This window comes from Bordetella sp. BOR01 (assembly GCF_019218885.1).
Taxonomy (GTDB): domain Bacteria; phylum Pseudomonadota; class Gammaproteobacteria; order Burkholderiales; family Burkholderiaceae_B; genus Bordetella_A.
Genome location: NZ_JAHUWT010000006.1, coordinates 33,832 through 48,084 on the forward strand (window position 1 = coordinate 33,832; position 14,253 = coordinate 48,084).

At 65.1% G+C, this 14,253-nt stretch carries 10 protein-coding genes and 1 tRNA gene; 1 reads left to right on the forward strand and 10 read right to left on the reverse strand.

Annotation, left to right across the window (positions count from 1 at the left end):
* Positions 1 to 62 precede the first annotated feature (62 nt).
* The 8 genes from typA to scpB all read right to left on the reverse strand — a co-directional run bounded on the left by typA (position 63) and on the right by scpB (position 11,357).
* Positions 63 to 1,886: a translational GTPase TypA gene (typA, locus tag KW845_RS27515; RefSeq protein ID WP_218372598.1), complete on the reverse strand. Its 1,824-nt coding sequence runs from the start codon at positions 1,884 to 1,886 to the stop codon at positions 63 to 65.
* Positions 1,883 to 2,635, reverse strand: a complete 753-nt coding sequence (gene truB / locus KW845_RS27520) for a tRNA pseudouridine(55) synthase TruB (RefSeq protein WP_218372599.1) — start codon at positions 2,633 to 2,635, stop codon at positions 1,883 to 1,885. The genes typA and truB overlap by 4 nt, the downstream gene beginning before the upstream one ends.
* A 41-nt stretch (positions 2,636 to 2,676) precedes the next feature.
* Positions 2,677 to 3,078 (reverse strand): 30S ribosome-binding factor RbfA, encoded by a 402-nt coding sequence (gene rbfA / locus KW845_RS27525; RefSeq protein ID WP_218372600.1) that lies wholly within the window; start codon positions 3,076 to 3,078, stop codon positions 2,677 to 2,679.
* A 27-nt stretch (positions 3,079 to 3,105) separates the two neighbouring features.
* Entirely contained in the window at positions 3,106 to 6,063 is a 2,958-nt protein-coding gene (gene infB / locus KW845_RS27530; protein ID WP_218372601.1) for a translation initiation factor IF-2, read from the reverse strand.
* A gap of 88 nt (positions 6,064 to 6,151) precedes the next feature.
* Positions 6,152 to 7,630 carry a transcription termination factor NusA gene (gene nusA / locus KW845_RS27535; protein WP_218372602.1) on the reverse strand — a complete coding sequence of 493 codons (1,479 nt, stop codon included), beginning with the start codon at positions 7,628 to 7,630 and terminating at the stop codon, positions 6,152 to 6,154.
* Positions 7,627 to 8,121, reverse strand: coding sequence for a ribosome maturation factor RimP (gene rimP, locus KW845_RS27540; protein ID WP_218372603.1), 495 nt, complete (start codon positions 8,119 to 8,121; stop codon positions 7,627 to 7,629). The genes nusA and rimP overlap by 4 nt, the downstream gene beginning before the upstream one ends.
* A 429-nt stretch (positions 8,122 to 8,550) precedes the next feature.
* On the reverse strand, positions 8,551 to 10,371 hold the full coding sequence (gene rluB / locus KW845_RS27545) for a 23S rRNA pseudouridine(2605) synthase RluB (RefSeq protein ID WP_218372824.1): 1,821 nt from the start codon (positions 10,369 to 10,371) through the stop codon (positions 8,551 to 8,553).
* 35 nt (positions 10,372 to 10,406) lie between these two features.
* Positions 10,407 to 11,357, reverse strand: coding sequence for an SMC-Scp complex subunit ScpB (gene scpB, locus KW845_RS27550; protein ID WP_218372604.1), 951 nt, complete (start codon positions 11,355 to 11,357; stop codon positions 10,407 to 10,409).
* A gap of 72 nt (positions 11,358 to 11,429) precedes the next feature.
* Here scpB and KW845_RS27555 point away from each other — a divergent pair.
* Positions 11,430 to 11,506, forward strand: a tRNA-Met gene (locus tag KW845_RS27555).
* A gap of 706 nt (positions 11,507 to 12,212) precedes the next feature.
* On the opposite strand, the gene KW845_RS27560 is transcribed toward KW845_RS27555, so the two are convergent.
* Positions 12,213 to 13,115 carry a LysR family transcriptional regulator gene (locus KW845_RS27560; RefSeq protein ID WP_218372605.1) on the reverse strand — a complete coding sequence of 301 codons (903 nt, stop codon included), beginning with the start codon at positions 13,113 to 13,115 and terminating at the stop codon, positions 12,213 to 12,215.
* 76 nt (positions 13,116 to 13,191) lie between these two features.
* Positions 13,192 to 14,220: a GTP-binding protein gene (locus KW845_RS27565; RefSeq protein ID WP_218372606.1), complete on the reverse strand. Its 1,029-nt coding sequence runs from the start codon at positions 14,218 to 14,220 to the stop codon at positions 13,192 to 13,194.
* Between the last annotated feature and the right edge of the window lie 33 nt (positions 14,221 to 14,253).

The following is a 14,253-nucleotide window of genomic DNA, read 5'->3' on the forward strand; positions in this document are numbered from 1 at the left end:
AAAGCAAAAGGCCGGCAGGCGCTGATGCGCTGCCGGCCTTGCCAGGCTTGCCAGAGGCCCTGTCAGGCGGCGCTATCGCGCGCCGCGCGGCGGCGGTCGTGTTCCTGCAGGTGGCGCTTGCGCAGGCGCATCGACTTGGGCGTGATTTCGACCAATTCATCGTCGTCGATGAATTCGACCGCATACTCGAGCGACAGCTGGATCGGCGGCACCAGGCGCACGGCTTCGTCGGTACCCGAGGCGCGCACGTTGGTCAGTTGCTTGCCCTTGATGGGGTTGACCACCAGGTCGTTGTCGCGGCTGTGGATACCGATGATCATGCCTTCGTACAGCGCTTCGCCGGGGCTGACGAACATGCGCCCACGGTCTTGCAGCTTCCAGAGCGCATAGGCCACGGCATCGCCGTTGTCCTGGCTGATGAGCACGCCGTTGCGGCGCTCGCCGATGGAGCCTTCGCGCATGGGCGCGTACTCGTGGAAAATATGGCTCATCAGGCCGGTGCCGCGCGTCAGCGTCAGGAACTCGTTCTGGAAGCCGATCAGGCCACGCGCCGGAATCAGGTATTCCAGCCGGGTACGGCCGCGGCCGTCGGGCTGCATGTCTTGCAGATCGCCTTTACGGCGGCCCAACTCTTCCATCACGCCGCCCTGATGGGCGTCTTCGACGTCGATGGTCAGGGCCTCGTAGGGCTCGCACTTGACGCCGTCGATATCCTTGAACACCACGCGCGGGCGCGACACGGCCAGTTCGTAGCCTTCGCGGCGCATGGTTTCCAGCAAGATGGTCAGGTGCAATTCACCACGGCCCGAGACTTCGAATATGGTGTCGTCGCCGGTGTCGCGTACGCGCAGCGCCACGTTGGACTTCAGTTCGCGATCCAGGCGATCGCGCAGTTGGCGGCTGGTGACGAACTTGCCTTCGCGGCCGGCCAGCGGCGATGTGTTGACCATGAAGTTCATGGTGAGCGTGGGCTCGTCGATACGCAGCATGGGAAATGGCTCGGGCCGTGCCGGATCCATCACCGTGCAGCCGATACCGAGTTCTTCGATGCCGTTGATCAGCACGATGTCGCCGGCTTCGGCTTCTGCCACCACTTCGCGTTCCAGGCCCTTGAACTTCAGCACCTGGTTGATACGGCCTTTGCCGGACGCGCCCTCAGGACCGAACTGATACGCCACTTCCATACCGGCACGGATTCGCCCGCGATTGATGCGGCCCACCCCGATCTTGCCCACGTAGCTGTTGTAGTCCAACGAGATGACCTGCATCTGCAGCGGGCCGTTGGGATCGTCGTCACGCTGCGGCACGTGCTGCAAAATGGCCTCGAACAGGGGCCGCATGTCGCCTTCGCGCACGTCAGCAGTCAGACCGGCATAACCCGACAGGCCCGAGGCGTACACCACCGGGAAATCCAGCTGCTCTTCGGTGGCGCCCAGTTTGTCGAACAGGTCGAACGTGGCGTTGATGACGAAATCGGGGCGCGCGCCCGGGCGATCGATCTTGTTGACGACCACAATGGGCTTCAAGCCCAGCGCCAGGGCCTTGCGGGTCACGAAAATGGTTTGCGGCATCGGGCCTTCGACCGCGTCGACCAGCAGCAGCACGCCGTCCACCATGGACAGCACCCGCTCGACCTCGCCGCCAAAATCGGCGTGTCCCGGGGTGTCGACGATGTTGATGTGCGTGCCTTCGTATTCGACGGCACAGTTCTTGGCCAGGATGGTAATGCCGCGTTCTTTTTCCAGGTCGTTCGAGTCCATGACCCGTTCGGAGACTGCCTGGTTCTCGCGAAAAGTGCCGGATTGGCGCAGCAGCTGGTCGACCAGGGTGGTTTTGCCGTGGTCGACGTGGGCAATGATGGCGACGTTGCGCAGGGCGCGAGTCATAGCGGGTCCTTTAGGGTCTGTTTGGCGGGCAGCAAGCCCGCCGGCAATTCGGTCAATGCAAGCAGAGCCTGCTTGGGGTCTGTCATGGCCTGCAAGGCCTCTAGCGTGACGGCGCGGTCCAGCGAAAACGGCCCGACGTGCGTGCGCCGCAGCGCCGCCAGGTGGGCATAACAGCCCAGCATCCGCCCGATGTCCTGGGCCAGCGTGCGAATATAGGTGCCCTTGCTGCAGGCCACTTCGATCTCGGCCCGGGTGCCTGCCAACGACAGCAGGTCGATGCGGTGGATCGTGATCTGGCGCGGCGGGCGCTCGAGTTCGATACCCTGGCGCGCGTACTCATACAAGGGCTTGCCGTCGCGCTTGAGCGCCGAATACATCGGCGGCACCTGCTCGATAGTGCCCTGAAAACGTGACAAGGCTGCGCGCAGCGCCGCCTCGGTAATACTGTAACCTTCGGCGGCGCGCGCCACCACATGGCCGGTCAGGTCGCCCGAGTCGGTTTCCTCGCCGAACTGCAAGGTGGCGTGATAGGCCTTGTCGGCGTCCAGCATCGCGCCGGAAATCTTGGTGGCGCGGCCCATGCAGCACACCAGCAAGCCGGTGGCGAACGGATCCAGTGTACCCGTGTGCCCCGCCTTGGCGGCATCCATGCTGCGCCGGGCGCGCTGCAAGGCGTGATTGCTGGACAAGCCCACGGGCTTATCCAGCAACAGGACACCGTCGAGCGCAAGCCCGCGTCGTTTGGCCATCGTCGAATCCGGAAAAAAGTTGCAGCAGCGACGACAGCCGGTCAGCGCTGGTCTTCAGGTTCGTCGGGCTCGTCCGCGGCCGGACCGGATCGGTTGGCGCGGTCGATGAGAGCCGACATTTCGATGCCGTGCGCGATCTGGGCGTCGTGTACGAAGCGCAGCGTGGGCACGGTATGGATGTGCAGCAGCTTGTATAGCTGCGAATGCAGCCACCCTGCCTTTTCGTTGAGCAGCGCCGTGGCGGCGTCGGGCTCGGCGCCCAATACCGTGAAATACACCTTGGCGTGTGCATAATCGGCCGACAGTTCCACGCCGGACAGCGTTATCAATCCGGCGCGAGACATGTCGATCTCGCGCTGGATGAGGCCGGCCAGATCCTTCTGGATCTGGTCGGCCAGCCGCAAATTGCGGCCGGGGATGGATTTGGACTTGTGACGGCTCATGAACAACCTGAGGATACGCCGCGTACCTTACAGGGTACGCGCGATCTCCTTGATTTCGAAGACTTCCAGTTGGTCGCCCACCTGGAGGTCATTGCTGCCGCGCAGGGTCAGGCCGCAATCGAAGCCCGACTTGACTTCCTTGACGTCGTCCTTGAAGCGGCGCAGCGAATCGAGCTGGCCGTTCCAGTGGACCACGTTGTTGCGCAGCAGGCGGACTTGCGAATCGCGGCGCACCAGGCCATCGAGCACCATGCAACCGGCAACGCTGCCGATGCGCGAGATGGAATAGACCTCGCGGACCTCGACCAGGCCAATGATCTCTTCTTTCTTCTCGGGCGCCAGCATGCCGGACATGGCGGCTTTCACTTCATCTACGGCGTCGTAGATGATGTTGTAGTAGCGCACGTCGATACCGTTGGATTCGGCCAGCTTCTTGGCACTTTGTTCGGCACGCACGTTGAAGCCGATGACGACCGCATTCGAGGCGATGGCCAGGTTGATGTCGCTTTCCGAGATACCGCCCACGGCCGCGTGCACCACCTGCACCCGGACTTCGTCGGTGGACAGCTTGGTCAGGGAAGCCACCAGGGCTTCCTGCGAACCTTGCACGTCGGTCTTGACGATGAGCGGCAGTGTCTGCGTACCCTCGCCCAGGTTGTCGAACATGGACTCGAGCTTGGCGGCCTGCTGGCGCGCCAGCTTGACGTCGCGGAACTTGCCTTGGCGGAACAGCGCGATTTCACGTGCCTTGCGTTCGTCGGCCAGGGCGATGAGCTCGTCGCCGGCAGCCGGAACTTCGGTCAGGCCCTGGATTTCGACCGGGATGGACGGGCCGGCTTCCTGGATCTGCTTGCCATTCTCGTCGACCATGGCGCGCACGCGGCCGAAACTGGCGCCTGCCAGCACGACATCGCCACGCTTGAGCGTGCCGCTTTGCACCAGGATGGTCGCCACCGGGCCGCGGCCCTTGTCGAGGCGGGCTTCGATGACCAGGCCCTTGGCCGGCGCATCGACCTGAGCCTTCAGTTCCAGGATTTCGGCCTGCAACAGCACGTTTTCGAGCAGGTCGTCGATGCCGGCGCCGGTCTTGGCGGACACGGGCACGAACGGCACGTCGCCGCCGTATTCTTCAGGCACGACCTCTTCCGCCACCAGTTCCTGCTTGACGCGGTCGGGGTTGGCTTCGGGCTTGTCGATCTTGTTGACGGCCACGACCAGCGGCACGCCGCCGGCCTTGGCATGGTGGATGGCTTCGCGGGTTTGCGGCATGACGCCGTCGTCGGCCGCCACCACCAGAATGACGATGTCGGTGGCCTTGGCACCGCGCGCACGCATGGCGGTGAACGCCTCGTGGCCCGGGGTGTCCAGGAAGGTGACCATGCCACGCCCGGTCTCGACGTGATAGGCGCCGATATGCTGCGTGATGCCGCCGGCTTCACCCGAGGCAACCTTGGCGCGGCGGATGTAGTCCAGCAGCGAGGTCTTGCCGTGGTCGACGTGGCCCATGACGGTAACCACCGGGGCACGCGGCAAGGACTCGGCTTCGCCGACGGCCGGGGACAGGTCCAGGAAGGCTTCCGGGTCGTCGAGCTTGGCGGCAATGGCTACGTGGCCCAGTTCCTCGACCACGATCATGGCGGTTTCCTGGTCCAGCACCTGGTTGATGGTGACCATCTGGCCCAACTTCATCAAGTGCTTGATGACTTCGGCGGCCTTGACGGACATCTTGTGCGCCAGGTCGGCCACGCTGATGGTTTCGGGCACATGCACTTCGCGCGCAATGAATTCTTGCGGCGCAGGCTCGTGACGACGATCAGCCTGCTGGTTGCGATTGTTGCGACCGCCCTTGCCCCCCTTGCCGCCGGCGCGCCAGCCATCGCGACTGGGCGCGGCGGGCTTGTTGTCGGCGGGCTTCTTGCGCGAGGCATCGTCGCTCCAGGTGGAGGCGACCTCAGCGGTCTTGATGGTTTTCTTGGACCCACCCGCACCCGGCTTGGCGTCTTTCTTGGCACCAGGCGCAGCCGGCTTGCCAGCCGGCTTGTGCAGCGTGCCGGACAAGGGGGCAGCCGCTTCGGGCTCGGGCGCGCGCAGCACCTTGCGCGGACGATTCAGCATTTCGCGCAGCGCGGCAGCTTCGGCCTCGGCGGCGCGACGCGCCCCTTCGCGGTCGCCGGAATCGGCGGCAGACGCGGCCAGGACCGGCGCGGCGCGGCGCCCTTCGGCGCGGCCCGACTTGGGCGCGGCGCGTGCAGGTTCGGGCTCGGGTTCGGGAGCAACGGGCTCGGGCTGGGCTGCCGCCTGGGCGGGCTCGGCAATGGGTTCGGCTACGGGCGCGGGAGCAATTTCAGTTTCAGCGTGCACAGCGGGTTCCGGCGGGGCCGATTCGGCCTCGCGCTCGGCAGCGGGCTCGGCGATGGCAGGCTCGGCCGGTTGTTCGACCGGCGACTCTGCCGGCACGGCCGCCGGTTCAGGTTGGGGCTCAGGCTCGGCCTGGGCCACGGGAACAGGCGTCGGCTCGGCGGCCGGCGGCTGGGACGACGGCTCGACGGCCGCAGGCGCCTCGTGGGCTTCGTCGGACACGGACACCGGCACGGACGGTTCGACCGCGGGCGCGGGCTCGACGGGTGCGACGGGTGCGACATCAGGCCCACCGGCCTCGGCACGGGCCTGCTCGAGGGCGATCTCGGAAGGGTCGCGCTTGACGAACACGCGCTTCTTGCGGACTTCGACCTGGATCGTGCGCGAACGGCCGGTGGCATCGGCCTGGCGGATTTCGGAGGTCTGGCGACGCGTCAAGGTGATCTTCTTGCCCTCGGTCGCGCCATGGGCGCGGCGCAGCGAGTCGAGCAGCTTCGCCTTGTCGCTGTCGGTAACCGCGTCGTCTACCGAGTTGAGGTCAACACCGGCCGAACGCAGCTGCTCGAGCAGCACGTTGGCTGGCATTTTCAGCTCGGTAGCGAACTGGGCGACAGTATTACTCGACATTAGGCTATCTTCCCTCTATATGCAGCAATTACAACAACGGTGAACGAGCGGCCTGGCCGTGAATTCACCTGGGTCGGCACCCGCCTGATTATTCTTCATTGAACCAGTGGGCCCGGGCACGCATGATCATTTCGCTGGACTGTTGCTCGTCGAGGCCGGAAATTTCCGCCAACTCGTCGGTGGCCAGCTCGGCCAGATCATCGCGCGTCAGCACTTGCCGTTCGGCCAGCTTGGCGGCCAGTTCGGGCGTCATGCCTTCGAGTTCGAGCAGGTCTTGCGCCGTTTCAAGGCGCTCTTCCTGGGCGATGGCCTCGGTCAGCAGCGCATTGCGGGCGCGGGCACGCAGCTCGTTGATGGTGTCTTCGTCAAAGGCCTCGATTTCCAGCAGTTCCTGCATGGGCACGTAGGCGATTTCCTCGATACCGGTAAACCCTTCATCGATGAGGATATCGGCGACTTCTTCGTCGACATCGAGTTTGCTCATGAACGTGCCGCGCAAGCCAGCCCGTTCGGTTTCCTGGCGGCTGAGGCTTTCTTCCGGCGTCATGATGTTGATCTGCCAGCCGGTAAGCTCGGAAGCCAGGCGCACGTTCTGACCCTTGGCACCGATGGCCTTGGGCAGGTTTTCTTCATCGACCACGACATCCATGGCGTGCTTGTCTTCGTCGACCACGATCGATTCGACATTGGCCGGAGCCAGCGCGCCGATCACGAATTGCGCCGGATCTTCGGACCACAGCACGATATCGACCTGTTCGCCGCCCAATTCGTTGCGCACGGCGGTGACACGCGAACCCCGCATGCCCACGCAGGTGCCGATGGGATCGATGCGCTTGTCATAGGCAATGACAGCGATCTTGGCACGCACGCCCGGATCGCGGGCGGCAGCCTTGATTTCAAGCAGGCCCTGCTCGATCTCGGGAACTTCGTTCTCGAACAACTGGCGGATGAATTCAGGCGACGTGCGCGACAGGATGACCTGCTGGCCGCGCGCGGCATGATCGACCCGCAGCACATACGCGCGCAGGCGGTCGCCGACGCGGAAGTTTTCTTTGGGGATCATTTCCGAACGCGGCAGGCGGGCTTCGATCTTGCCGGTTTCGACGATGATGTCGCCCTTGTCCATGCGCTTGATGGTGCCCGAGATGATGGTTTCACCCCGGTCGAGGAAGTCGTTCAGGACCTGTTCTCGCTCGGCATCGCGGATTTTCTGCAGGATGGCCTGCTTGGCAGCTTGCGCACCGATACGGCCGAACTCGATGGGCTCGAGCGCTTCTTCGATGTATTCGCCCGCCTGGATATTGGGCACCAGCTCGAGCGCGTCGGACAGCATTTCCTGCTTGTCAGGCTCTTGCAGGCCGGCCTCGTCGGGCACCACCAGCCAGCGGCGAAAGCCTTCGTGGCTACCGGTTTCGCGATCGATGGAAACGCGGATTTCGGCGTCTTCCTTGAAACGCTTTTTCATGGCCGAAGCCAGCGCGCTTTCGAGCGCTCCGAAGACCACTTCGCGCGTGACATTCTTTTCGCGCGCCAAGGCATCGACCAACAGAAGAATTTCGCGACTCATCGCTTTTTGCCCTTGAAATCCAGAACGGGATCCAGTTTGGCACGCTCGACATCGCCGAGCGTGAAGTTCAACACCTGGATGTCGTTCTTCTTTGCCTCAAATTCGAGACCGAAAACGGTCTGCTGCGTATCGGCCGCCGCGTCGCCATCGGCCGCGGGCACGGACAAGATGCCCGAGAACACCTTGCGGCCATCCAGCGGCTCGCGCAGCTTGATCTCGATGCGTTCGCCGGTGAAGCGACGCAGCTCGGCCTCGGTACGCAACGGGCGGTCAGTGCCCGGCGAACCGACTTCGAGCCGCTTGTAGTCGATGTTCTCGACTTCGTAGACGCGCGACAACTGACGCGACACCTGCTCGCAGTCTTCGATGCGCACGCCGCCGGCCTTGTCGATGGTGACACGTAACAAGCCGAGCGCGGCACGTTCGACGTCGACGAGTTCGACGTCCATGCCGGCAAGTGCCTGTTGGGTCAATGCGTATAAATCAGCCATACACTCAAAAAAAATGGGCTGCAACCCAGCCCACCGTATTGCCCGGCCCCCGGCTTGTGTTTCTGCGGATGAACCGCCTGGAAACCCAAACACCGGACCCGAGCCCAAATATTGCGACCTTGTATTCCTGCCCTAGGGGTTGGGCCGGCTGCCTGTCGGCAACCCGGGCAACCCATCCGGCCATCCTGGACCACGCGAAGCAACCTGACGGCTACCTCGACGGCCACTTATAGCCGTACCGGATACCACCTGCGCAGCGCCTGGCGCGCCAGCAGACGAATCCGCCATGTAGTGACAACGTATCCGCCAAGACACGCGCGCCATGAAAACCAACAATTTTACCAGATAACCGGGGAAATTACCTGCTATGTCGCGGGTTTACGCCGAGGGCACCGGCACGATGCCCTCGCCCCCTCCTTCCGGTAGCCCTTAGCGGCCGCCTCGCCCCCGGTTGCCGCCCATGACCCCCAGGCGCGACTCGTGAGCCGAAGCGCCCTTGGGTTGCCAATCGTCGCCGCGCGGACCGCTGCGCTGCGTACGGGCCTTGCCGCCCTGCGCCTTGGCGCCAGAACGCGCTGCCTGGCCCCCACGCGCGCCGCCACCGCCGCCACCCGCCCCAACGGGACCCGGCTTGCCGGAACGGCCCGGACCCGCCTTGCGTGGCGCCCCGCCATTGCCGACGGCACCGTCGGCGGCCGCTGCCGGCCCGCCAGCCAGGGCTGCCCCTGGCGCCTTGGGGCGGCGCGGCTTGCCATTCTTGGCGGGTTTCGCACCGCCGCCCTTGGGGCCGGCAACCTTGGGGCCGCCTGTCTTCGGGCCACCCGCCTTCGGGCTTCCTGCCTTGGGCCCGCCCGCCTTGGGACCACCGGCCCTGGCGCCAGGCTTGCCGCCCTTGCCGCGCCCGACGTCCTTGCCCAGCGGGTGGCCATTGGCATAGCCGCCGGTAAACATCAAGCCGGTACCGAAAGGATCGGACGGAGACGAGGCCACCTGCCCCGCGCTGCCCGGACCACCGCCCTGCAGCTTGCCGCGACGGCCGATGCGCGCACCATTCATGCCGTTGCGATCCATGGTGCCGAAGCCGGGAGGCAAGGCGCTGTCATGCGAACGCGGCTGACGGAGATGATGCCCGCCCTCGGCATCATCATCGTCGCGCAGCAAGCCAAGCTGCACCATCAGCGCGGTGACCAGCGTGGGATCGAGTTCGTCCCAGCGGCCGCGGCGCAGGGTGCGCGGCAGGACCACGTCACCAAAACGGGTACGGATCAGCCGGCTGACAGTGACACCCACCGACTCGAACATGCGGCGCACTTCGCGATTGCGCCCTTCTTGCAGCGTGACGCGATACCAGCGATTACTGCCGTCGCCGCCCAGATAGTCCAGCGCGCCGAAAGCGGCCTGGCCGTCTTCGAGCTCGATGCCCTCGACCAGCGACTTGCGGGTAGCCTCGTCCATTTCGCCCAACACGCGCACGGCATATTCACGCTCGGTGCCGTAGCGGGGATGCATGATGCGGTTGGCCATGTCGCCTGATGTGGTGAAAATCAACAGGCCTTCAGTATTGAGGTCGAGGCGTCCCACCGACAGCCACTTGCCGGTGCGCAGCTTGGGCAAGCGGGCAAACACGCTGGCCCGGCCGCCCGGATCGTCGTGACTGACAATCTCGCCGGCAGGCTTGTGATACAGGATGACGCGGGGCGGTTTCTTGGTGTTGGGACGGGTAATGGGCTTGCCATTGACGCGCACCTGGTCCGAAGGCGCCACGCGCTGCCCGATGTGGGCAGGTTCGCCGTTGACCGACACGCGCCCGGCGGTGATCAGTTCTTCCATTTCGCGACGCGAACCGATACCGGCATCGGCCAGCACCTTGTGCAGCTTGGGCATGGCGGCGTCGCTGTTGAGGTACTTGCCCAGACGCTGTTCGCTGCGGTCCGCCTGATCCAGATAAGACAGTGCCTGCTCGGCTTCGCGCTCGGCACTGCGGGCATCGCCTTCGGCGACTGGTGCCGCCACTTCGCCGGCAACCGCCTCGGCAGGGGCGGCCGTACCGGCCGCATCGCCGCGGCGCCGGCGAAACGGGGTGCGCAGCTTTCGGCCGCGGCCCCGGCTATTGCCGGCGTCGGTGCCCTCGCCCGCCGCGCTATCGGCGGCCGGCGCCGCGCCGGCGACCTCATTGACCTCGGGCGCGGCAGGCCCAACAGGCGCGGCCGGGGCTGCCTGATCGGAAACGGGAAAATCTTGTTCTTGCATCTTTGTATTCGTTGTCACGGAGACAGCTCCAGATTTCAAGCTTTCGCCAGCCCGCTCTTGGCGGACTGGTCATCATCGGGGGACGAAGGAACCTCGGGCGCGGGCGGCTCGACATCGGGATCGGGCAACTGCGGCTCGACCTCGGGCTCGGGCACTTGGGGCTCTATCTCGGGTTCCGGGGTGGGCGGCTCGATCTCAGGCTGCGGATCGGCCGGTGTAATTTCAGGTTCGGGTGCTACCGGCTCGATCTCGGGCTGCGTGCCCGGCTGCGGAACATGATCGGGCGGAAGCGGCGGCATATCGGGCTCGGCAGGCACATCGCCTGCCTGCAAAGGTTGGGCCTGGCCTGCAAGCGAGGCCTGGGCGGACGCTTCGGATTCCGCGGCCCCGGACTCGGTTGTTGCGCTATCGGGCGTCAGGGTGACCTCGGATCCGCCCAGGTCCAGGCCTTCGAGCGCGGCAGCAGCCTGGGCGGAATCGAGCGGAGGCAGCTCATCCAGCGCGCGCAAGCCCAGATCATCGAGGAACTGCCGCGTGGTGCCGAACAAGGCAGGCCGCCCGGGGGCATCGCGATGGCCGATGACCTCGATCCAGCCCCGGTCTTCAAGCGTCTTGACGATCTGGGAAGACACCGTCACGCCACGGATGTCTTCGATGTCGCCACGGGTCACGGGCTGGCGCCAGGCCACGATGGCCAGCGTTTCCATGACGGCTCGCGAGTACTTGGGCGGCTTTTCTGGATTGAGGCGTTCTAGATAACGCTGCATTTGCGGGCGGCTTTGGAAGCGCCAGCCGGACGCCAGCTGCACCAGGTCCATGCCGCGCTCGGTCCAGTGCCCCTGCAGTGCCTGCAACAGGGACCGCAGCCTGTCGTTGTCGAATTCCACATCATCGCCGAACAGCTTGCGCATCTCGGCCAGTTGCATTGGCTGGCTCGCGCATAGCAGCGCGGTTTCCAGCACGCATGTTGCCTCGCTATCGTTCATCGATTTTTCTGTCTGTAAAAGAGGGCTAATTTGCGCTAACTCTGAAAAAAGGATAAGATCTTTCTTCTCAGACGCGGGGTGGAGCAGTCTGGCAGCTCGTCGGGCTCATAACCCGAAGGTCGTAGGTTCAAATCCTGCCCCCGCAACCAAATTTCCCGAAGGCCCGACACATCGTCGGGCCTTTTTGCTTGGTGCCACGATTGTTGGTGCCACGGCCGGCACCCACGCAACAGGCGCCGCCCGGCCCAGCGGGCTGGAAGGTCCATGTGGTGATGCGGACTTGCGTAGTGTTCACGGCATTCCTGCAAGCACGGCATCGTGCGATATGAGCCAGCGCGTGGCGCATGGGATTCGCACAGTACCGCGCGTATCAGCGCGCAGCGCCACCAAGGCGGCATTTGCTTAAAAATGAACCTGAACCGCCTGGCACCAGGGCACAGGACGGAGACGCAGGGTACCCCTTGCCCCGGAGCAGCAACCGCTAGCAAACCAGGAACGAGCCAGGCAGGCCATGCGGCAACGCTGAGCCGACGATTCTTAGACGTATGGGACGACATGCTGCCCCCACGAACGGCCGGCGCATAGGCAGCCTGCCAACTCGCACGGCAACCACCTCGGGAAGCCTTGAAACCGCTTAGCGGCACCGGCTGCCGGGAAGCCCGCTGCGGCGATACCCGCTGCGGTGTTGCCCGCGCCCCCGCCTTTTCGGTACGGCGTTTATGCCGTGTACACCGCGACCGCCTATTGGGCAGTACCAGCTGGAGCGACGTTGGTCTTCATGAAGACAGTTCTTCGATTATACCCGCAATGCCCGGGCGGACAAAGCCTCAGGCCCAATTTAGGCAGCAAATCCTGTCACGACCAGGTATCCCAAGGCGCCGGGCCGAACCGCTCGGCCAGAAAATCGAGCATGGCCCGCAGAATCAGCGGCATCTGGCGCCGCGAGACATATACCCCATATATACCCAGCTCTTCGGGAGGCGTGCCAGGCAGCAGTGTGACCAGGCGGCCCGCGGCGATCTCGGGGCCCGCCAGGTAGGTGGGCAGCAGCGCGATCCCCCCGCCCTGCACCGCCGTGCGGGCCAGCAACAAGGCATCGTTGGCGGTGATATTGCCGCTGACCGGCACATCCACCCATGCACCTTCGCGCCGGAAGCGCCACAGGCTTTTTCCATAGTGAGAATGGGTCAGGCAATTGTGCTTGGCCAGGTCTTCGGGCCGCGCCGGCGCGCCGTGCGCATGCAAGTATGCCGGCGCGGCACACACTACCGATCGGCACGGCGCCAGTTTGCGCGCGATCAGGTTGGGGTCCAGTTCATTGGTGATGCGCACCGCCAGATCGACCCGCTCTTCCACCAGGTTGACGGTGCGATCGATCAATTGCAGGTCTACCGAGGCGCCAGGATAGCGGGCAACGAAATCAGCCACCGCACTGCCCAGCTGGGCTGCGCCGAATGACAGGCTGACGGTCAGGCGCAACTCGCCGCGCGGCTCGGACTCGGGGGTGGACACGGCTTCGTGCATGTCGCCCACCAGGTCGAGCATGCGGCGGCAGCGCGGCAGCGTGTCGGCACCGGCCGGCGTCAGGCTCAACCGGCGCGTCGTGCGGTGCAACAGGCGCACCCCCACCCATTCTTCGAGTTCGGCCAGGTAACGCGACACCATGGCGCGGGACATGTCCAGCCGCTGCGCAGCCGCGGACAGGCTGCCGCGGTCGACGACCTCGACGAACACCTGCATGGCTTTCAGGCGGTCCATGATTGTCTCTTTTTCTGGCACCAATCCATGTCTTATACCGTATTTCCCGGCGGGTGCCGACCGTCGCCGCGCCAGTTCAGCCAGGTTGGCGCAAGGCGCTGCGCACGGCGTCGGCCACGACAGCGGGATCCAGGTCGCGCAAAATGCATACCAGGCGTGACTGGCGCTCGCCATCCGGCCAGTTCGCCAGGGGCTCGAAGGGATAGAGATCGCGGTGCACGCCATGAACGGCGCAGGGCACGGTTTCGCCCTGGAACTCGACCAGACCCTTGATGCGCAGGAGCCCGCGGTGATACGTATCCTGCACCTGCGCCATGCCGGTCAGGAACACCGCGCGGCTGATCGGCGCAGGCAGGTCGACCACGGCCTGGCGCACATGCGGATGCCGCCCACCCCGGGGCGAACGGGCATACGCCCCCAGCCATTCGCCCCACGCACCGCCAGCCACGCGTGCCGGCATGGGTTCGCGCATCAGCAGCCGGCTGTCCAGCGGAGCGTCGGGGCGCTGCACGCACACCGCCGCGCCTGGGCTGACCTGCGCAACTGCCTCGAGGGCGTCCGCCAACACGTCGGCGGGTACCAAGTCGGACTTGGCGCAGACGATGATGTCGGCCAACGCGACCTGCTGGACGGCTTCGGGCTGCGCCAGCAACTGTGCCGCGACATGCCCGGCATCGACCACCGTAACCGTGCCGTGATGAACATAGCGCTCGGCGAGGAAACGCTCGTGGCGCAAGGTGAAGAGAATCGCGGCGGGCGTGGCCAGGCCCGTGGTCTCGATCAGGACGCGGCGAAATGGCTTGATCTGCCGCCGCAACGCCATCATGAACAATTCGCGCAACGTGTCGACCAAGCCGCCGTTGACCGTGCAGCAAATGCAGCCGCCTTCCAGCAGCACGATACGGGCATCGGCATGCCGCACCAGGTGGTGATCGACCCCCACCGCGCCGAACTCGTTGATGACGACCGCGGCATCGGAATAGGCCGGATCTTTTACCAGACGGTTCAACAGCGTGGTCTTGCCGCTGCCCAGGAATCCCGTGAGCACGGCGATGGCGATACGGCGATCGGCGGCGCGACCGCCAGGATGGACGGGGTTCTGCATGCGGAGCGCCGCCCGGTTTGCCGGGCAGCCGGG